Source organism: Streptomyces sp. NPDC090127, assembly GCF_044746945.1.
Taxonomy (GTDB): Bacteria; Actinomycetota; Actinomycetes; order Streptomycetales; family Streptomycetaceae; genus Streptomyces.
On sequence record NZ_JBIVDE010000002.1, the window covers coordinates 795630 to 816331 of the forward strand.

Consider the following 20702-nt stretch of genomic DNA (forward strand, 5'->3'; position numbering starts at 1 on the left):
TCCTTGGTCACGCGGCTCGGGCCGCCGTCAGAAGGTGGTGGACGAGTGCCGCCGCCGAGGCGGCGAGGACTCCGAGGACGAGCAGGGTGCCCAGTCCGTAGGCGGTGTAGACGGTACGGGCCCGGCCCGGGTACGCGGCCGCGGCCGGGGCGCGGCGCACGGCCAGGCGGAGGAAGTCACGGCTGGAGGCGGCGAGTTCGGTCGCCCCTGCCCACTGGCTGACGATCTTGTAGCCGTCGAGCGGGGGCAGCGGGACGAGCATCGCGAACGCCTGCACGCTGCCGAGCAGCAGCAGGCCGGTCACGGCGTCGGAAGTGGCCTCGTCCAGCGGTGCCCAGAGCTCCAGGGCCCAGAACGGCAGCAGGAAGAGGAGGTTCACGACGGCGCCCGCGACGGCCGTCGCGATCCGGTGCCAACGGGTCCGGAGGTAGAGGTAGTTGTCCACGGTGCAGTACATGATCACCATTGGCAGCCGCCAGCGCAGCCCGATCTCGCCGACTCGTCCGCCGAAATGACGTGCGACCACCCCGTGGGCCAGTTCGTGCAGGGCGGTGGACAGCCAGAGGAGGGCGCCGGTGGCGGCCAGCAGCACGGGGTTGAGGAAGAGGTCCCGGGCGGCGAGCACCGCGTCGCCCAGGCGCACGGCGAGGGCGGTCTCCATGGCGAGGACGGCGGCGAGCAGCGGCACCAGGCACACGGGGTGCAGCAGGAAGCCGACGGCGCGGTACAGGCGGGCGGTGGTCGCGTCGGCGTCCGCGACGAGCCGGATACTGCCGGCCAGGAGACGCCGGGCGGGGGGCGCGGCGGGGGCCGGGGGCGCATCGGGGGCCGGGGGCGCGGTCTTCGGCGCGCCCGCCAGCAGGCCGCGGGTGCCCAGCATGCCGAGCAGCCGGTGCCAGTGGGCGTCGCCGAGCCGGCGTCCGTACTCCCGCGCGTACGCCTCGCCGAGCTGGCCGAGGGTACGGCTGCCGTCCATCCGGGAGATCAGGAAGGACTCCTTGACGCCGACCTTGAAGGACTGGCCGCCGACGGTGTCCTTGATCAGGTGCACGGTGGCCGCGCCGCGCAGGAAGGGATCGCTCACCAGCACTCCGTCGCGGAGCGCCGGCCGGTAGTCGACCTCTGCCGTCATGGGGACTCCCGCAGACAGCGGCCCAGGACGTGGGCGAGGTACGCCTCGTCGCGGATGGTCACGTGCAGCCGGTTGTTGGTCATGTGCATGTACGGGGAGAGGAGCAGCGGCAGGGCGACCGCCGGGTCGGTGACCCGCTCGTCCCGCTCGCCGTCCCAGGAGCGGAAGACCAGCTCGCCGTCGCGCGCGAGCCGCTGCGCACGGTCGCGCAGTTCGAGGCAGTGGTCGGCCCAGCCGCCCAGGAATGTGGGCAGCCGGACCGGCCGCCGTGCGCCGGCCGCCACGGCGGCGCGCACGGCGGCGAACCGCGCGGTCAGGTCCGGGGCCATGGCCGCGTAGTTGCGGTCGTACTCCTCGCTCCCGATGAAGCCGGTGCCGGGGAACGCCGTGTGCCAGAACGTGTAGTAGCTGTCAAGGTAGTCGGCCAACTCCCGCTCGTCCGGCAAAAAGGCTGCGGACATGACCATCATCAGCTGGGCCGAGGTGCCGAGCAGCACGGTCCGCAGATGCAGGTTCTTGGTGCGGAACGCGTCCACGACCAGCTCGCTGGAGTGGCGGAAGTGCCATTCGGCCAGCTCGATCCCGGCCGGGCCGCCGTACTTGCCGAACTCCGGCTCGTACGGTTCGGCGCAGCGCGAGTTGTTGGGCCGCAGCATCATCCGGCCGTCGTCGTCGACGTAGGGCGCGCGCTCGGCGCCGGGGAACTCGATCTCGAAGAGGGTGTTGTAGAAGTCGTGCAGGAAGCCCGAGTCCACCTCGTACAGCGCCGGCCGTTCGGCGAGGAAGGTGTCGATCGCCCGCTCGGTGCGGCGGCGGACCTCGGCCTCCGCGGCCGGGGACGACGGCCGCATCCGGAGTCGGACGTGCGGGCCCTGGAGCCAGTAGTTGATGAAGAACCAGTTCCCCAGCAGCCCGTCCGCCGCGAGCTCGGCCACCAGCGGGCGCACGCACTGGAGCAGGAAGGGGCGGGGGTTGGCGGCGTAGAAGACGTGCGTGGCCTGCCAGGCGCCCTGCCCCGCCGCTGTGAGGGACGGGGAGGTCGCGGGCGGGGTGGAGGCGGTCATCGGGAGTTCCCCTTCCGGGACTGCGGCGGCGCAGGGGCCACGGACGTGGACGGGGAGGCGCCCGGGGACGAGGCCGGCACCTCTGCGGAGTGCGGCGGAGTTCGGTCGGGGGGCGGCGCGGTCCGGTCGGCGGGAGGCACGGTCAGGTCGGCGGTCAGCGCGGCCCGGTCGGCAGGGTCAGGGCGGGTCCGGTCGGCAGGGTCAGGGCGGGGCCGGTCGGCGGTCAGCGCGGCCCGGTCGGCAGGGTCAGGGCGGGTCCGGTCGGCGGGCGGCGGGGTCCGGTCGGCAGGGTCAGGGCGGGGCCGGTCGGCAGCGTCAGGGCGGGTCCGGTCGGCGGGGTCAGGGCCGGGCCGGTCGGCGGTGGGCAGGGTCTCCACGGAGAGTTCGGCCACGTGGCGCCCGCGTCCGCTGGTGACGTGCAGCTCGTCCTCGTCCGGCAGGGCCTCGCGGAAGACCACGCGGGCCTGCTCGCTCTTCAGCAGGGCCTCGAACGCGGCCAGCGACAGGGCGCTGTCGAAGTCGACGTACTGCGGTTTCGCCCCGGTCGCCCCTCGGGCGCCGCTGTCCGAGACGGTGGCGAACACCCGGTCCGGCAGCCCGTGGGCGCGCCGGAAGCGGTGCCAGCCGAGGAACCAGTCCGCGTCGGCCGAAGGCCCGTCGCCGGTCGCCCGCAGCGGGAGCACGGCGGCGGGCGCGCTCCAGCTGCGGCGGGCCAGGACCAGGTCGCCGTGGCGGACGCGCGGCCGGGAGGTCACCCCGGCGGCCGGCTCACCCTCGGGCACGCCGCCCCAGACGTTCAGCGGCGCCATGGAGGTCGGCGAGAGCAGGAGGAGCGTGCGGGCGAGCTCGGGCAGGGCCAGCGGCACGAGGTAGCCGAGGTAGACGGGGATCACTTCGCGCCCGAGGCGGCTGGACCGCAGGACGAGACGGTCCGTGGGCTCGTCGTGCTCGATGGACAGGTCGTCCAGGTCGATCCGGCACTCCGGTTCCAGGGTGCCGGTCTCGCCGGGGCAGACGATCTCGTACGGGACGAGCCGGCCGTGCAGGTTGAGGTTGCTGGTCACCGGGCCTCCGGTGACCTCGGCGAGGACCGCGCCCGGCGGCACGACGGCGGCGGAGTTGTCGAGCAGGCGCTCGGCGAGCCCGTCGAAGAGCTGGGTGAAGCGACTGAAGGGGAAGGACAGGCCGCCGTAGGAGCGGTTGAGGACGAGGAGCGGAGATCCGCCCGGCCGGTCGGCGAGCTGGAGGTGGTGACTCATCGGCGCGAAGTGCGCTGTGAGGCCTTGCAGTTCGTCCGCGATCTCCGCCATCGAGGTGTCGTCAAGGACGACCTCGCCCGCCCCGGCCGACGTGGCCTTCTCCCACAGGTTTCGCATGCGCTCGACGAACGCGGTACGGGCGGTGTCGAGCGCCTTCAGTTCCGGCTGCCCGAGCCAGTTCTCCTCGGGAACGTACCGGCCCTCCGCGTCGAAGGTGGTGCGCTTGGCGGTGAACGACATGTACTGCTCGAAGAAGTCCTCGTGGAAGTCGTGGACCAGCTTGAGCAGGTCGTCGCAGCGGCCGCCCCTTCCGTACCGGGCGAGGAAGAAGCCCTTGAGGATAAGTCGCTGAGGGAGCGTCAGGTCGAAGGCGGGCAGGACGCGTTCGACCGCTGCGAGCGGGCCGTCGGCGAGCCGCGCCCAGGCCTGGGCGTCGGGGCCGGTGGCCGTGCCCGCAGCCGCGTCCTCGTAGAGCACGGTCTGCGGGACGCGGCCCTCCTCGGCCCCGAGCGCCCGCTGGATCTCCCGCAGCCGCTCGCGCAGGGCGGCGAGCACGGCGGGGCGCTCGGCCGGGGCGGCCCGCGCGAACCGGTCCACCAGTTCGACCGGCCCTGCCAGCTCGGCGGCCAGCTCGTCGGCCCAGGGGCGCCCGACGGCGCGCAGGGACCGCTGGAAGGCGCGGAGCGGATCGGTGTCGTGGACCTCCGTGCGCAGGACCGGCACCTGGAGCATGCCGACGTCCAGCAGGGCGCCGAGATACCGCTCGACGTCGTCGGAGCCGGCCGCCGGGGCACCGCATTCCGCGTCGTCGCCCTCGCCCTCGCCCTCGTCGTCGCCCTCCCCCTCGCCCGGTCCCGAGACCGCGCCGTGCTCGACGGCCAGCCAGGCGGCGAGTTCGCCGTGCCGCAGCGTGCCGCGCTCCTCGAAGAGGCCGAGGAGCCGTTCCAGCGTGCCGCTGCGCCGCAGGAAGAACAGCCGGTCCTGTACGGCGTCGAAGGTGACGGCCGTGTCGTCGTCGCCCGCGGTGACCCAGCGGCGGACGTACCGCACCCGGTCGTCGTCCCGCCCCCAGCCGCTGGCGAGCGAGACGGGCAGGTCGGCGAGGCGGACCGGGTCGGCGGCGATCGTCTCGGCGAGCCGCCCGAGCGCGACCACGTTCAGGCGGGCGTGCCCGGTCCACTCGTCGTCCACGCGGACGGCGAACCCGTCCCCGTCCTCGGTGAACTCCCCGAGGGCGACGCCGGTGAACGTGGAGAACGGGCTCGTCTTGCAGACGGTCCGATAGAGATACGACAGCAGCGAACGCTCGATCTTGCGCTGCTTCTTGCCGGGAGCACCGGGACCTCCCCCGTGCCCGCCGGATCCCCCGCCCGGCACCTCCACCGCCCGTACATACGCGTCCAGTTGGCCGTACAGAACGGGCGAGGCAAGCAGCAGGGCCTTGCGCAGCCTTTCCTCGTCGACGAGGCGGCCCAGCGCGGCGCGGGCGCGGCCGGTCTCCTCGGCGAGCAGCGCCGCGCCCTGCGCGTGGCGGTCGACGAGCCGGCGGTGGTCGACCAGCCACGCGTCGAGGGCGCGGCCGGTCTCCACGTCGAGGGAGGCCACCAACTCCCGTGCGCCCTGCGGGTCCTGGGGCGGTCGGCCGTTGAAGACGGCGCGCCGCAGCGCGAGCAGCCGCCGCCGGACGTCCTCCTGACCGTCCTCGGTCCGCCCCACCAGTCCGTGCAGCCGATCGCCGACGGTCTCGCCCGCCGCGCGGAGCGCGTCGGTCGCGGCGGCGACCTCGTCGGCCCAGCGGCGGCTGCCGGGGCAGCGCAGCTCTCGCACGGTCTCCACGGGCAGCCCGGCCACCCGGATCACGAACGGCGCCATGATCCCCTCCCCCTCAGGCGATCTCGTACCGGAAGTCGGCCGGGAAGGGCCGCTCGTTGCCGATGAGCATGATCAGCAGGGGGGACTCGCCCGTCCGTTCGAGGCCGAGTTCCTCGATGTACGAGATGTTGTCGAAGCCCAGGGCCACCCCGCAGCCCAGCTCCATCGCGGCCGAGGCGGTGTAGACGGCCTGGGACACGGCGCCGACGGTCGCGCCGACCAGTCGGTAGCCCCGGTCGCCCACCGCGTCGAGGACCGCCGCCGTGCGCATGGCGGGCACCAGGACGGCTCCGGCCTGCTCCAGGTTGTAGTTGGCCAGGAAGTAGTTCTTCTGGAGGAAGGCGCCGGGGCGGCCCTCCGTCACGCGCCGCAGGGCGCCCGCCTCCGGGTCGTAGGCGTAGCCGCCCGGGGCGAGCCCCTCGACGTGGTTGACGAACGCGTACAGCCGCGTCGTCGCGGGCTCTCCGACGCAGCCCGTGTCGCCGCCGAGCCGGGAGGCGGACGCGGCGGCGGCCAGGCAGGCGGCCAGCTGATCGGGCGCCACCGGCCGCCCGGCGTCGAAGCGGCCGAAGCTGCTGCGCCGTCGGCGCAGGGCGGTGCGGACGTCCGTCGTCAGGGGGCGCGGCGCGGGCAGCGGGACCTCGGTCAGGCCGGCCCGTGGGGGTGCGACGGCGGCCGGGGCGAGGGCGCCCACGGCGGGCCGGTCGGCGGCGTCCCGGGAGGTGGCGGCCTGCATACCGGTCACCGCCTCGAAGGTGAGGACGGTACGGGACCGCTCGACGTCGGCGCGGCGCACCGAGGCCGCGGCGGGTCCGGTCTGCCTCGGTGTGCCCGTCCAGCGCAGCGGGACGACGGCGAAGACGCCCTCCTCCTCGGACCGCACGCCGAGCAGCCGGGCGAGCCGCTCCTCGTCGAACCACAGGGCCGGCTCGATCTCCAGGCCCCGCGCCCGGGCCCACATCCGCCAGGTCTGGAGCACGGTCCCGATGTCCATGCTCACGGCGTGGAAGGAGAAGCTGTTGTACTTGAAGGCGTTCTGCCAGTACTTGACGCCGAGGACCAGGTACTGGTCGGTGAGGCCGGGGCCGGGCGCCCCCTCGCCGAGCGCCGCGCGCACCTCACCGGTGACGTCACCGGTCAGCAGGCGCTGCATCGCGTGGTGACGGGTCGCGTAGTAGTGCACACCGGGCGGTACGGGTCCGGTGGCGCCGGACACCCAGTAGACGCCGACCGGGTAGAGGCCGCCGCCGGAGGCGGTGCCCCGGGACCAGTTGGCGAGCGGGTACGAGGGCAGGGCGCTCAGGTCCGTGTTGGCCTGGACGCCGAGCCTGCGGCCGGTGAGCCCGTAGGAGTCGCGCAGCATGCCCGAGAGCGTGACGAGGTCGAACGCGCTTTCCTCATCGGGGAGTTCGGGCTGTCCCAGGCCGAGGTCGAGGGCCGCGTCGGCCGGGTAGTCGGCGTCGGGCAGCGGGAGGCTGTCGACGCCCGGGTAGAACTTCGTCTTGCGCGGGGCGTCGGCCCAGTTCGGAACGTGGTCGGCCGGGGGCATCGGGACCCGGCCGCGCCGCATGATGGCGGCGGCGTAGTCGTGGGCGTACCCCATGGGTCACTCCTTGGTCGCAGGTCGCGGGCTCGGGGGCGGGGTGTCGGGGGCGGGGTCGGGGCTCGGGGGCGGGGTGTCGGGGGCTCGGGGGCGGGGTGTCGGGGGCTCGGGGACGGGGCTAGGGGTGTCGGGGCTCGGGAGTCGGGGGCTCAGGGGGCGGGGTTCGCGCGCCACGGGAACGGGTCCGGCGGGCGGCCGGGAGCGGGAGCGGGTCCCGTGCGCGGCAGGAGCCCCGCGGCCCACGCGCCGCCCCCCGGTCAGGGGAAGGGGTGAGGAGCGGGGTTGAAGTCCGAGGGAACCAGGTCGTGTTCGCGCAGGCCGGCCTCCCGAAGCGCGGTACGCAGCCTCGGCATCCCGAGCGCCCGCTGGCGCGTGTGGCCGAAGTCGATCGGCAGCAGGCCCGGCACGATCACGCTCACCGTGGTCAGGCCCAGGCGTCGCTGCTCGGGCATGGTCTGGTCGACGACGATCGTGTCGAACCCGGCGGAGGCGACCGCGTCCACGCACACCTGGAGGTCCTCACGCAGGTCGTCGGAGACCGGCAGGACCCGGCCGTCCCCGTACACCTCGGCGAGGGACCGCCAGGGCGGGCGGGGCGCGCCCGGCTCCCCGAGCAGGAAGTCGGCGTGGTCGCCCATCTCCGGGATGCCGTACGCCAACGGGTGGTCGTGCAGGGCCGCCACCTTGTCGAAGTCGTACGCCATGGCCCGTAGCCGCTCCTCGTCGCGTTCGGTGCGGCCCTGGAGGTTGACGGAGTCCGTGGCGATCTCGCAGAGCGCGCCCGCGAGCGCGGCCTCCGGATCGAGGCCGGCGCCCGCGCCGAAGCACATCCGGCCGAGGCCGCCGTCGGGGCGGACGGCCACGCCGGTGACGACCGGCACGGGGAAGGTGATCCGGGTGTCGAAGAACCGGGCCTCGTAGCCGTACATCGCCAGCCGGTCGACCATATGGCGGGTGGCCCGCCGGGTGCTGGAGCGCGGGTCGATCTCGGGCAGCGCGACCTTCCCGTACCAGGCGAGGAGGAAGGCGTCCCGTTCGACGACCTCCATCAGGCCGAAGTAGGCGGCCTCCTCCAGACTCCCGCCGGAGGCGCAACCGTTGGAGGACTCCTGCACGAAGCGGTTCTCCAGACCGGGAGCGTGATAGTACGTCAGGACCTCGGGTACGAGGACGGGTTCGCGGTCGCGCAGCGAGTAGCCCCACACCCAGGGGAGGTTCCGGTCGGGTGTGAAGGGCCGCACACGTGGGTTGGCCTGGTGGAAGGCCTCCGAGTAGAGCCCGCAGAGGCGCGGGTCGAGGGCCCGGACCCCGCGCGCGGTGAGCCCGTCGAGCGAGTCGCGCACCCCTGCGCGCTTGGCCCGGGCGCGCATCCCCGCGTACCGTTCCAGCCCCTCCAGGACACCGATGCGGACGCTCTCGGCGAAGGTGTCGGCATGGCCGCCCCAGAAGGTCTCGCGCAGGTACTCCCCCGAGCGCATGGAGAAGCAGCCGATGGTGGCGGAGGTGGAGAGCGAGGCGACGTCCTGGACCACGGACGGGCCGAGCGACCCGCAGACGGGGTTGGCGTACGGCTCGACGGGCAGCTCGTAGTCACCGATGTCCCGGACCCGGAATCCGCCGGGGTGGTGCTTGGGCGCGGGTCGCAGGTCGAGGACGGCGCGGGCGGCGGTGTCCTCCTCCACCTGGCCGCAGGCGGGGCACTCGGGGTCCGGGACGAGCGGGTAGTGGCGGACCCGCAGGGTCGTCAGGTCGACCAGGTGGACGGCGGGGAAGACCCGCTCCTCGGGGCCGCCGCCCGCCTGCCGGGCCGCGATCAGACCGGCGATCGCGTCGGCGGCGAAGGGGGTGACGTACGGGGACTCGCCGGCCGCGCGGGTGCCGGAACCGAGCTCCAGCGCCTCGCGCAGAGCGACGGAGCGGACGGCCTGCCAGCGGCGCTCCAGGCAGGTGGCGCAGGCCGGCCGGCCGTGCGCACCACCGGGGAAGGGACCGACGACGGCCTGCCGTCCGTAGAAGCGGACCGGGACACCGGTCGCCGTCCGGCCGGCGCTCCGGAACGCGTCGCGTACGCCGATCGGCGCCACGTCGACGGCCACAGCCCCGCGTGCGTCCACGGCCATGCCTGCGGGCGCGTCTCCGCCGGCCATGTCCACCCCCGTGCCGTCCGGGTCCGGCGTCGGGGCGTGGCCCGTGAGGGTCCGGCGTACGAGCCGCGCCAACTCCCGGGCGGACGGCGCCCCTACGTCGTCGGGCGCGGACGTTTCAGTGGTGGGCATCGGCGGCGCCGTCCTCGGTCGGTGCGGCGGACACGGGCGCCACGGTGACCAGGACGCGGGCCGTGCTCACACCGCAGGCCGCGAGGTCGGCCGGGGTGGTCGGCACGTACAGCACGTCCCGGCCGGACGTCCGCAAGCGGTCGAGCACGGCGTCGAAGGTGGTGGCCGCGCGATCCGCACCGCCCTGTGCGGGGCGTTCCGCGGTGTCGGTGACGGCGATCGTGGCCGGGGCGAGGTCGAGCACGAGCGGCAGCCCGAGGTCGATGTCCTCGGACGGGTCCTCCGCCGCGAGCTGGGCCTGGCCGAGGAGGTCCCGCAGTGCGTCGCAGACCGCGTCGCGGCGCGAGAGGCCCGCGCCGACGGCCCACCGGCCGCCCGCACGGCTGGAGTCGTCGCCCGCACGGCTGGAGTCGTCGCCCGCACGGCTGTCGGAGCCGCCGCCAGGGGCCTCGCGGGCCAGCACCGCGTACGCCGAGGAGCGCTCGTCCTCGCCGAGGTCGAGGAGCTCCGGCGTGACGTCGAGGTTGGCGGCGGACCGCACCAGGAACACCAGCTCGGGGTCGTCGGTGCCGACCGGGTCCGTGTCCACGGGCGGGAGCGCCACGCGCGCCACCCGGGTCTCCCCGCGTACCGCCCGTACCAGCGCGTCGTGCGCAAGGGCCGACAACAGCCCGCGGCCCGCGGCCTCCTGGGCCGACGCGCCCGCGCCGACCCCCGCGCCGGTCGCCAGGTGCGCGCGGTCGCGGTTGGCGGGCCCGAAGGTGCGCACGGCAGCCTCGGGGACGTCCACGCTCTCCTTGGTGAGCAGCGAAGTGGCGCTCGCCCACGCCCTGACGGCGTCGGCGGCCGTTCCCGTACCGCCGCCGGTGGTCAGCGCGTCGGGCAGCAGGCGGACGGCGGGGGCACCGGACTCCGGCGCGGCGGTCGCGCCGCCCGGCAGGGCGACGTGTTCGGCGTACGCCTCCGCCGCCGTGTACAGGGCCCGGGTCCGCGCGCCCGCCAGATGGTGCACGTCGAAGGCGGCGACGCGACGGCGCACACCGTGACCGAGGGAGAGTTCCAACCGGCTGATCTTCAGCGGGGTCTGGGTCAGGTCCTCGTCCTCGTAGCGGCGGAAGACGCCGGCGTGCGGGCGGACGAGCGCGGCGGTGAGGGTGTTCAGGCGGTCGACCTCGTCCTCCGCCTCGCGCGCGGTCCGCACGCTCGCGGTCACGGGCAGCGTCAGCGTGGCGGGCGCGGCCTCCCGTTCGCCGGAATCGACGCCCATGCCCACGCCGCCGGCCCGGGACTCGGTGCCGGTGCCGGCCTCGGTGCCGGTCTCGGCGGCGGTGCCGGTCTCGGCGCCGGTGCCGGTGAGCGATGAGCAGCGGCGGCAGCGGGGGTGCGGGTGGAGCGGTTCGGCGACGACGTCCAGCGACGCGAGGTCCTGGAGCAGCACCTGTCCCGAGGTCTCGGCGGGCAGCGCGCCGGTGGTGAGGCGGAACACCTCGTACCCGAGGAGGTTGCCCGTCATCGCCGCCACCGGTCCGGTCAGCGGTCCGCCGAGCGGCGCGCCGTCGGCGGGGGCGGGCGAGCCGACGCCAGGGACCGAACCGCCGGCCACCTCCGCCCACAGCTCGGCGGCGGCTCCGGCGTCCGTGTTCGCGCCGAGCCGGAGCACGGCACAGGACCAGCAGCCGGTGGTGGAGGCGGTGGCGAGGGGACCGATGACGGACCGGTCGCCGAACGTCCAGGCGGGGATGAGGGTACGGCCCCGGGGCACGCCGGCGTCGAGCAGCCGGTGGGTCCGGCCGGCGGCCCCGGCACCGGTCACGATCACGACGTCGTAGTCGGCCAGGTCCGCCCAGTCGGCGTCGGGGGCGATCCGCTCGACCCGTACGGGACAGCCGCGCGCTCCGGCGTCGGCCGCCTCCGCCGTGACCTCCGGCAGGTCCGCGCCGACACCGATGTGTGCGCAGCCGTTGCGGACCAGGCTGAGGCCGCACCAGCGGGCGGTCTCGTCGCCGCCGAGGACGGCGACCCGGGTGCGGCGGAACCGGGCGAAGCGGGCGGGGGCGCCGTCGACGTAGTGGTCGACGTACGCGATCTGCGCCGCGAACTCGCGCAGGACCGCTTCGGCGTCCTGCTCCCCGCCCCGGTCCCCCGCTGCCGCGACGAGGGCCTCGGCGCCGCTCCCGGCCTCGGTCTCGGGTACGTCGCGGGCGAAGGAGCGTGCGTAGAGGGTGCCCACCAGGACGGCGGCCATGGCCCGTTGGGCCGGGCCGAAGCCGGTGCACAGCTCGCCGAGGGTGTGACCGCCCGTCAGGTGCGGGGCCACGAGAGCGGCGAAGCGGTAGGCGGTCTTGCCGGTGAGGTGGAAGCCGCCGTCGGCGTTGTGGAAGAGGACTCCGGCGGGTGTCTCGGTGAAGAGCACGTCGCGGCGCATATGGGGGCGGGTCCCGGCGAGCGCGTCGAACGCCGCGTCGGGGGCGGGGGCGGGCCGGGGGGCGCCGCCGGGAGCGGACGCCGTGCCGGCGATGTCAGCCTCAGCCTCAGCCATGTGCCTCACACCTTCTCTGTCGGTCGCGTACGTTCGGCGTTGCGGTCGGCCATGCGATCAGCGCGTGGGTCGGTGCCGCGTTCGGTGCTGGGATCGGTGCTGCGATCGGTGCTGCCGTCGGTGCTGTGCTGGGCGCCGGGGTCAGCGCCGGCTTCCGCGCTGCGGTCGGTGCCGTGCGGGGCGCCGTGATCGCCGCCCCGTGCGGCGCCGCGTTCTGCGCCGGGTTCCGCGCTGCGGCCGGTGCCGTGTGGGGCGCTGGGGTCAGCGCCGCGTTCTGCGCGGCTGCGTTCCGCGCTGCGCCGCGCGTAGCGGCGCAGCAGGTCGTGCATCCGGTAGGGGCCGGGCGGCCCCGCCTCCAGGAGCCCGGAGTCCGCGAGCCGCTCCAGCGTCTCCTCGACCTCCTCGACCTCCGCGCGATCCGCGCGATCCGCGCGATCCGCCGACCTCGCGGGCCCCGCAGGCCCCGCCGCCCCCTCGGCCTCTTCGCTCCCCCGCGCGCACTCCTCGGCGCTGAACTCCGCGGGCAGCGCGCCCAACCGGCCGAAGAGCTCGGCCAGGCGGGGGTCGAGCCGGCCGAGCGCGCCGGCCAGGACCCGGTCCACGGACATGTCCGGGGAGTCCGGCAGCGCCAGCCGACCGACAGGGTCGCCCGCGAGCCAGTCCGCACCGTCGGCGAGCCGCAGCTCGGGCCGGGTGAGCAGGCGGGCGGCCGCGATGCGCAGTGCGAGGGGGAAGTGCCCGCAGAGCTCGGCCAGCCGGCGGACCGCGTCCGGCTCGGCCTCGGCGCGCTCGGGGCCGAGGACCGTGTGCAGCAGTCGGTGGGACTCCTCGGGGGCGAAGACCGAGAGCCGGTGGACCCAGCCGCCGTGGGTGGCGATGAGCCCGGCGAGCCCCATACGGCTGGTGACGACGGCCGCGCCGCCGGGGCCCACGGGCAGGAGCGGGCGCACCTGTTCGGCGTCGGTCACGTCGTCCAGGACGAGCAGCGCCCGGTCCTCCGGCCGCCGGTCGCGCAGGGCCGCCGCGACCTCGGCGGCGACCTCGCCCGGCGGGCGGGGCGCGCCGTGCGGGTCGGTCATGCGCACCAGGAGGCGGCCGCCGGGGAAGGCGTCCCGCACCAGGTGGGCGACGTGGGCGGCGAGCGCGGACTTACCGATGCCGGGGGCCCCGGAGACCAGTACGGTCACCGCCTCGTCGCGCGGCTGGGTGAGCCGGGCCGTCATGGCGGCGACCTCGGCGGCGCGGCCGGTGAAGGAGGGGACCACGGGCACCGGCGCCACGAGCGACGGACCGGCTTCGGCGGTGGGCGCCGGGGCCTGGGTCGGGGCCGGGAGGGAGAGGCGTCCGGACGCGGCCGGTCCGGACCGCGCGGGGCCCAGGTCGTCGCCGCGCAGGATGGCCAGTTCGAGCCGGCGCAGCGCCGGGGAGGGGTCCACGCCCAACTCGTCGAGAAGGTACTCCTTGATCCGCCGGTACTCGGCCAGCGCCTCGGCCTGCCGTCCGGTCCGGTAGAGGGCCTCGATCAGCTGCTCGTGGAAGCGCTCGTAGCCGGGGTGCGCGCGGGTGACGTCCCAGAGGTCGACGAGCGCGTCGCCGCAGCGGTCGAGGGCCAGGTGCAGATCGCAGACGCGCTCCACCGCGCGCAGCCGTTCCTCCACGAGGCGCGGGACGACGTCGCGGTGGAGCACGTCGGAGCGCACGTTGGCGAGGGGCGCGCCGTGCCAGAGCGACAGGGCGTCCTTGAGCAGGTGCAGTTCGGCGTCCGGGTCGCGCTCGGCGGCGGCCCGGCCGACCTGGTCGCGGAAGCCGATCAGGTCGAGGGTGCGCGGGCCGGCCTCGATCCGGTAGCCGCCGGGGACGGCTTCGATGGGGGTCCGGGTCACGCCGTGCTTGACGAAGAGCCGGCGCAGGCGCATGACGCAGGTCTGCAGGGCGGCCTTGGCGGTGGCCGGCTGATCCTCTCCCCAGATGGCCTGCTGGAGGTAGTCGGCCGAGACGACGCCGTTCGCGTGGAGCAGCAGCGCGGCGAGGAGGTTGGTGGGGCGGGACGGGGCGAGGACGACGGACTCGGTGCCGTCCGCCAGGCTCAGCGGCCCGAGCAGCTGGAACCGCACGGTGTCCTAGTCCCAGCCGTTGACCAGCTTGCACACCGGCGGCGGTGCGACGGTGTAGGGCAGCGTGGCGGCGAAGGCCTCCCACTCGGCGCAGAGCGCGGCGACGGCTTCGCTCGGGGTCGGGAGGCCGGCGACGGGCCCGGTCGGGTGACCGCTGGACGGGCCCGGGGTGTGCTGGGTGGTGGCGGCGGGCTCGGTCGCGGGCCCGGCGGCGGCGGTTCCGGCCGACAGGGTGAGCGCGCCGAGCGTGAGGGCGAGTGCGGCAGCGGCCCGCGTCCACGCGCCGGCCTTCTTCGTACACGGATGTGCGTCCATGGATCCCCCTGGGCCTGTTGGTGGATTCCTCCGCCTCGCCGGAGCGGATCCGGCGGTCCCGACGATGCCAGCGGACCCGGCCTGATGGTGCGCCCCCGCGTGACAGCAAGCTGACGCGCCCTGTCAGCTTGGTGTCACCCCGCCCGCGGAGCCTTCCCCACCAGGACCGAAGGTCCGGACCAAGGCCGGGCGGACGGCCCCGCACCCGGCCCAGGGGGCCACCACCCCCCGGCCGATTCCCCCGGACGCGGACCCCGGACCCGGACCCGGACTCGGACCCCGGACGCGGACCCCGGACCTGGACCCGGACTCGGACCCGGACTCGGACCCCGGACCCGGACGCGGACCCCGGACTCGGACCCCGGACCCGGACCCGGACTCGGACCCCGGACCCCGGACGCGGACCCCGCCCGCTGGCCCCGCCCGACCAAGGCCCTCCCGCCCCCCGCCGTCAGCCCGCGTCGACCCCCGCGGGTGTGTCGTCGAGGAAGCCGCCCGACTGGTGCTGCCAGAGCTTCGCGTACGCGCCGCCTGTGGTGAGCAGCTCCTGGTGGGTGCCCTGCTCGACGATCTCCCCCCGGTCGAGGACGACGAGCCGGTCCATGGTGGCCACCGTGCTGAGCCGGTGCGCCACGACCAGCGCCGTACGTCCCTCCATGAGCCGCCACAGCGCGTCCTGGACGAGGATCTCGCTCTCGGAGTCGAGGGCGCTGGTGGCCTCGTCGAGCAGCAGGATCGGCGCGTCCCGCAGGATCGCCCGGGCGAGGGCGACCCGCTGGCGCTGGCCGCCGGAGAGCTTCACCCCGCGTTCGCCCACCATGGTGTCGAAGCCGTCGGGCAGCGCGTCGGCGAACTCGGTGACGTGCGCCGCCTCGGCCGCGCGGCGGATGTCCGCCTCGGTGGCGCCGGGCCGGGCGAAGGCGATGTTCTCCCGGAGCGAGCGGTGGAACATCGCCGGGTCCTGCGGTACGTAGGCGATCTGGCCGCGCAGTTCGGCCTGCCGGAGCCGGCTGATGTCCTGTCCGCCGATCAGGATCCGCCCGCCTTCGATGTCCGTCATCCGCAGCAGCAGCCGGGTGAGCGAGGTCTTCCCGCCGCCGGAGCGGCCGACGAGACCGAACTTCGCGCCGCTGGGGACCGCCAGGTCGAGCCCCTTGAAGAGCGGCTTCCCGCCCGCGTGGGAGAACGTCACCCGCTCGAAGCGCACGTCGGCAGCCCCGCCGACCAGCGGCTCCGGGACCGGCGGGTCGAGGACCGTGGGTGGTACCAGGAGCAGTTCGGTGAACTGCGCGGCCTCCGTCATCGAGCTCTCCAGACGCCGGTAGATCTGGTTGAACTCGAACATGATCCGGGTGGCGTTGGCGTAGTACGTGAAGGCGACGATGACCGCCTCGACTCCGATCTCTCCCCCGCCGAAGGACAGGGCGAGCAGCAGCCCGAGGACGTTGGTCAGGACGGACATCGGCGCGACGAGCGTGTCGATGCGCAGATTGCCGTAGTCCCAGGACCGCAGGGTAGACGGCGGGACTCCGCGACGCGCGACCGGTGTTCGGCGGCCTCGCGCTCCTCGGCGGCGAACGAGCGGACGGTGTCCATGTTCATCAGACTGTCGGCGACGTGGCCGGAGACCCGGGCGATGGCCTGCTCGCGCCGGGCGACCAGCGCCTGCCGGCGCCGGATCAGCGGGGTCACGCCGACCGCCGTGACCAGGATCATCGTCAGCAGCCCCACGACGAGCAGCGGGTCGTACTGCCACAGCACCACCGACGCGAACGCCAGCGGCACAAAGCTGCCCATGACCGAGAAGGTGAGCGTGTCGACGAACTCCTCGAAGCGGGAGGCGAAGCTGAGGACCCGCTTGGTCAGCGATCCGGCGAAGTTGTCGTGGAAGAACGAGGAGTCCTTGGCGAAGAGTTCCCTCATTCCGACGACGTAGAGGTGCTCGATGCCCCGGGCGTCGAGACGGTTCAGGCAGTGCAGACCGACGCGCCACAGCGCCTCGGAGAGCAGCAGGACACCGGCGAAGGTGAGGACGTACGGCAGCATCGGGCCGATGCCGAGGGCGGCGCCGCCGTCCCCGGCGATCCGGCCGACGAGCTTGGCGACGACCAGCGGAGCGATGTACTGGATGCCGACGTTGCCGAGTGCGGGCAGCAGCATCGCCGGCACCGTCCAGCGGCGGAGACGGGCCAGTTCCCGTCCGTAGTGGCGGAGAGCGAGGAAGACGGAACCCCTGCTCGGGGTCCCTTCGGGCGATTGACGCGATTCCATCCCAACCCTGAACTTTCGGACCGACAGGTGAGCCAGAAAGTCTTCCGTGCCGGCCCCCGCGCGGTCCACGTGTTTTACGGCCCGCACGAATGCGGGCAGTTGATCACGCTCAGCGGTTATCCGGTCACGCGCCCATGCGGCATGATGGTTCCTCAGGTCGTCGGCGGTGGGACGGGCACCGCTCGGCCGGGGATGTAGGGGGGCACCATGTCACGTGTAGTCATCTGCCACGGGATCGGTTACCAGTACAAGCACGCCGAGACGATGCTGACCGAGTGGTACGAAGCCCTCCGGGTCGGCATGACCGACGCCGCGCACCCGGTGCCGGAACCGGTCGACGTGGCCGCCGTGTACTACGGCAGCTGCTTCCGCAGCCGGGGCGGCAAGAGCGCCACCGTGGCAGACGAGTTGGAGGACATCCCGGCGTTCCAGATCGGTGACGTGCGCGACCCGCTCGAACTGGAGCTGCTGGAGGCGTTCGCCGAAGGCACCGACGCCCCCGCGACCGGCGGAAAAGGGCTCGGTCAGATCGCCCTGCGCCGCCTGGAGCGGCACGAAGGGCTCGGCAGGCCCATGGGCCGCACCGTCATCTGGATGATCCGCCAGGTCCGTCGCTACCTGGACGCCTCCGACACCGTACGGGCCTGTGCGCAGCAGCGGTTCGAGCGGGTCGTGACGCCGGACACGAGGGTCGTCATCGGCCACTCGCTGGGCTCCGTCGTGGCCTACGAGGCGCTCCGCGCCCACCCCGAGTGGAACGTGCACACCTTCATCAGCGTCGGCTCCCCGCTGGGCCTGCGCGCGGTCCAGGACCGGCTGCTGCCGACACCGCCGTCCCGGGGCGACGCGCTGCCCCCGGTCGCCCGCTGGGTCAATGTGGCGGCCAAGGACGACCCCATCGCACTGGTGAAGCATCTCGGCCCCGTCTTCGGCGACGTCGACGACCGGCCCGTCGTCAACCTGCCCTGGCACAAGCCCGGCAAGTACGCCTTCGGCAGCCACTCCGTGCTCCGCTACCTCACGACCGACGAGGTGGCCGAGGCCGTCGCGACCGCGCTGTCGGCCACCGAACGGTGACGGCTCCGTCGTACCCCGTCACCAGGTCGAGGGAGCTCGTGCGGGTCGCGCTCGTCTCCGGGACCGGTGGCTTCGGGGCGGGGTTCGAGCCGCTGCCGCGCGTGCCGGACGAGCTGCGGATGATGCGGGCCGTCCTGGTCGAGGCCGGGTTCACGATCCACCACGGCTCGCGGACCGACCCCGAGGTCGACGACCTCGCGCGCGGCTTCGAGCAGGCACTGGACGGCGACGACGGCACGCCCCCCGACATCCTGCTGTTCTACTACTCGGGACATGGCGTCGACGTCGGCAACGGAGACATCCTGCTCGCCGCACACGACAGCAAGGCGGCCGAGCTGACGAGCATGCTGGACGTCGCCCAGCTCATCACGCCCCTCATCGGGGGCGGGAAGGCCCGCCCCCGCGAGGTGGTCATCCTGTTCGACACCTGCCTGTCCGGGCTGGCGATCAACCGGCTGGGCGAGGAGGCGCGCAAGCAGCTCGACAAGGGCGCCGACATGCCGCTGCTCACCCTGATCAGCTCCACGGACCGGACCACCGACGCGCAGCAGATGCACTTCGTCGACTCCTTCGCGGGCGCGCTGCGCAACACCCGCGCCGGCGAGGACGACGAACACCTGGGCGCCTACAAACTCTTCGCGGAGCTGAAGGTCCGCATGGAGAAGGGGTCCGAGAACCCCAGGGAACCCCAGTTACCCGACTGGGTGCCCCCTCGGGAGGACACCCGGGCCTTCCCCAATCCGCGCTACAACCCGCGTCGCCCGGTGCGGCGGCCGCCCGAGGCGAACGACGGCAGCGGATGGGCCTTCTGCGGACGCGTCGAAGCCGTACGGGACGTGATCTCCTACCTGGCCGAGGCGCCGTCCCCCTCGGAGCCGGGGGCGCCGCTCGTGGTCACCGGCCGGCCCGGCTCGGGGAAGTCCGTCCTGCTGGACTGGATCCATGTCTCGTCGTCCACGGAGCAGCCGCTCCCTACGGGGACGCGGGCGCCCTCGGCGGCGCCCGGCGGATGCGTCGACGTGCTGCTGGACGTGCGCGGCCAGAGTGTGGACGCCGTGGTGTCCAAGCTGGTCCCCCTCGGCCGGACCGATCAGGAGGACAGCGTCGGCCTGGTGGAGGCCCTCGGCGACCGGGGGCTGCGCCTCGTCTTCGACTCCGTGGACGCGAGCCAGGAGCCCGAGCTTCTCTACAGCACCCTGATCGCGCCCCTCGCGGCGCAGCCGCGGACCCGGGTCGTCATGGCCAGCAGTGAGGTGCCCGACGGCTTCGAGGGCCGGGTCGTCGACCTCGACACGGACGCGTACTTCCACCGGGCCGACGTCGTCGCGCTGGTCGAGCACGTCCTCAAGTACCGCGGGAACACCCGGTGGTCGACGACGAACGCCCGGTCGATACGGGACATCGCGCTGGCCACGGCCGCGGCGGCCGGGCACTCCTGGCTCCGGGCCTACCTGTTCGCCGTCGACACGAGCACGCAGGACCCCGCGACGGCCAGGGTCCAGGCCGAGCGGTCCAACGCCGACCTGTTCCTGGACGCCCTGGACCGACTCAGTCGCGAGCTGGACGACGACGACCCCCGGTGGGCCCGGGAGATGCTCCTCCCGGTGGCCCTGGCCCAGGGTGACGGGCTCCCGGCCGACGGGCGGCTCTGGGCGGCCGTGGTCCGAGCGTCCGGCAGACCCGGAGCGGGGGCCGCGGCCATCATGGACGTGTGCAGAGAGGCGAGGGACTACCTTGATGTCCCGGAGGACGGCATGAACAGTCACGGATGGAGGCTCAGCCACCCTCCGACCGCCGGCTATCTGGCCGACTCGGCCGACACACGCAGACACCACGCGGTGTTCGTCCAGGCCATGACCGAGCAGCTGCCCGTGCTGCCCTCCGGACAGCGCGACTGGTCCGGCGCCGACCGGTACACCCGTGAGCACCTTCCGCACCACGCATGGCAGGCCGGCATCCTCGACGAGTTCCTGGACGATCCGGAGTTCCTGCTGGCGATGAACGGCGAGTCGCTGTACCGGACCCTCGGCCTCCTCCAGGAGTCCACCACGGACCGGGTGGCCAACGTCCGTGCGCTCTGCTGGGAGTTGATGGGCGCCCGCTGGCGGCCCGACGGGCACACCCTGGCGCGGCTGGCGCTGCACGCCCAGGTGCGGGCCCTGGACGAACTCGCCCGACGGGCCCGCTCGTACGCCCTGGGCTGGCAGGCCGTGGCCGTCGACTGCCGTCCGGCCGCCCTGCGCCGGAAGCCCGACGACCACGACGTCCCGGAGGACCGGGGGGTCAAGACGGTCCACTGTCTTCCGGACGGCGGGGAACTGGCGCTGACCGGGAACACCGTCTTCCACCGGCCGGGAGGGGCCGACGACACCGCCTGGACGGTGTTCCAACCCGAGATCGGACGCGCCCTCGGTGGCCGTGTCCCGCCCAGGGTCACCACCTCCTCCGTCATCGACCTCGCCGGGCAGCCCGCGCTGTTCGCCGGGGAGATCACGGGCGGGGCCTGGGTCGCGCTTCTGGACGGGAGGGGGCAGGAGATCACGCCACTGGACCTCCACTGCCCTCTGATCACCTGCGTCAAGGTCGGGGAGGACCTGCTGATCGCCGGGAGCGAGGGGTGGCAGTGGCGGAGCGGGGGCGCCACCGGGGAGCGCGTCGACAAACCGGGGCTCCGGCTGGGCGGAGCCACCGCCGCGGCGACCGAGCGCGGGGTCCGGGTGGCGGCGCGCACCGCGTCACAGGTGGCCGTGTGGAGCGGCGACGGGCGACGCCTGCACACCTTCGAACCGCCGCAGAAACGCGGTCTGATGAAGATCGCCTCCGATGCCCACGGCATCTACACGGGGGCCGGCGACGGTTCCGTCTGGTGGTCGGACTGGGACGGACGTACCCATCGGTGGATCGCGGAGCACGAAAGCGGCGTCAGCGAACTGCGGCTGTGCACCGTCGGTGAGGCGCAGGTGCTCGTCAGCGCGGGCGTCGGCGGCGACATCCGACTGTCGCCCGCCACCGGTTCGGGCCCGGTCCGCCACGTCGACATCGGGCTCGACATCCACTCGGTGGACCTGCACCACAACGGCCAGATCGTCGTCGGGACCGTCGCGGGCCTGGTCCGCATCACCCCCTGACCAGCACGTCACCGGGCAGTACGCAGCACGCAGCACGCAGCACCAGCACGCA

Annotated in this window: 10 protein-coding genes and 1 pseudogene; 2 read left to right on the plus strand and 9 right to left on the minus strand. The window is 74.2% G+C overall.

The genetic code is table 11. The annotated features are described in order from the left end of the window. Positions 1-7: 7 nt before the first annotated feature. The 9 genes and pseudogenes from ACIPPS_RS09170 to ACIPPS_RS09210 all read right to left on the minus strand — a co-directional run bounded on the left by ACIPPS_RS09170 (position 8) and on the right by ACIPPS_RS09210 (position 16445). Positions 8-1132, minus strand: a complete 1125-nt coding sequence (locus tag ACIPPS_RS09170) for a metalloprotease (protein ID WP_401428719.1) — start codon at positions 1130-1132, stop codon at positions 8-10. Then, positions 1129-2196 carry a lantibiotic dehydratase C-terminal domain-containing protein gene (locus tag ACIPPS_RS09175; RefSeq protein WP_401428721.1) on the minus strand — a complete coding sequence of 356 codons (1068 nt, stop codon included), beginning with the start codon at positions 2194-2196 and terminating at the stop codon, positions 1129-1131. Before ACIPPS_RS09175 ends, ACIPPS_RS09170 begins: the two co-directional genes overlap by 4 nt. Next, entirely contained in the window at positions 2193-5327 is a 3135-nt protein-coding gene (locus tag ACIPPS_RS09180; RefSeq protein ID WP_401428723.1) for a lantibiotic dehydratase, read from the minus strand. The genes ACIPPS_RS09175 and ACIPPS_RS09180 overlap by 4 nt, the downstream gene beginning before the upstream one ends. 13 nt (positions 5328-5340) lie before the next feature. Beyond that, positions 5341-6930, minus strand: coding sequence for a SagB family peptide dehydrogenase (locus tag ACIPPS_RS09185; RefSeq protein WP_401428725.1), 1590 nt, complete (start codon positions 6928-6930; stop codon positions 5341-5343). Positions 6931-7187: 257 nt separating this feature from the next. Beyond that, entirely contained in the window at positions 7188-9077 is a 1890-nt protein-coding gene (locus ACIPPS_RS09190) for a TOMM precursor leader peptide-binding protein (RefSeq protein WP_401429549.1), read from the minus strand. A gap of 115 nt (positions 9078-9192) precedes the next feature. Further along, on the minus strand, positions 9193-11745 hold the full coding sequence (locus tag ACIPPS_RS09195; RefSeq protein ID WP_401428727.1) for a TOMM precursor leader peptide-binding protein: 2553 nt from the start codon (positions 11743-11745) through the stop codon (positions 9193-9195). 5 nt (positions 11746-11750) lie between these two features. Beyond that, on the minus strand, positions 11751-13859 hold the full coding sequence (locus tag ACIPPS_RS09200) for a BTAD domain-containing putative transcriptional regulator (RefSeq protein ID WP_401428729.1): 2109 nt from the start codon (positions 13857-13859) through the stop codon (positions 11751-11753). A 6-nt stretch (positions 13860-13865) separates the two neighbouring features. Beyond that, positions 13866-14174 carry a hypothetical protein gene (locus ACIPPS_RS09205; RefSeq protein WP_401428731.1) on the minus strand — a complete coding sequence of 103 codons (309 nt, stop codon included), beginning with the start codon at positions 14172-14174 and terminating at the stop codon, positions 13866-13868. Positions 14175-14625: 451 nt separating this feature from the next. Further along, positions 14626-16445: pseudogene (locus ACIPPS_RS09210) on the minus strand (ABC transporter ATP-binding protein). Between the two features lie 207 nt (positions 16446-16652). Here ACIPPS_RS09210 and ACIPPS_RS09215 point away from each other — a divergent pair. Both ACIPPS_RS09215 and ACIPPS_RS09220 read left to right on the plus strand, forming a co-directional pair. Beyond that, positions 16653-17522 carry an alpha/beta fold hydrolase gene (locus ACIPPS_RS09215; protein ID WP_401428733.1) on the plus strand — a complete coding sequence of 290 codons (870 nt, stop codon included), beginning with the start codon at positions 16653-16655 and terminating at the stop codon, positions 17520-17522. A gap of 38 nt (positions 17523-17560) precedes the next feature. Continuing rightward, positions 17561-20650 carry a caspase family protein gene (locus ACIPPS_RS09220; RefSeq protein ID WP_401428735.1) on the plus strand — a complete coding sequence of 1030 codons (3090 nt, stop codon included), beginning with the start codon at positions 17561-17563 and terminating at the stop codon, positions 20648-20650. Positions 20651-20702: the final 52 nt, after the last annotated feature.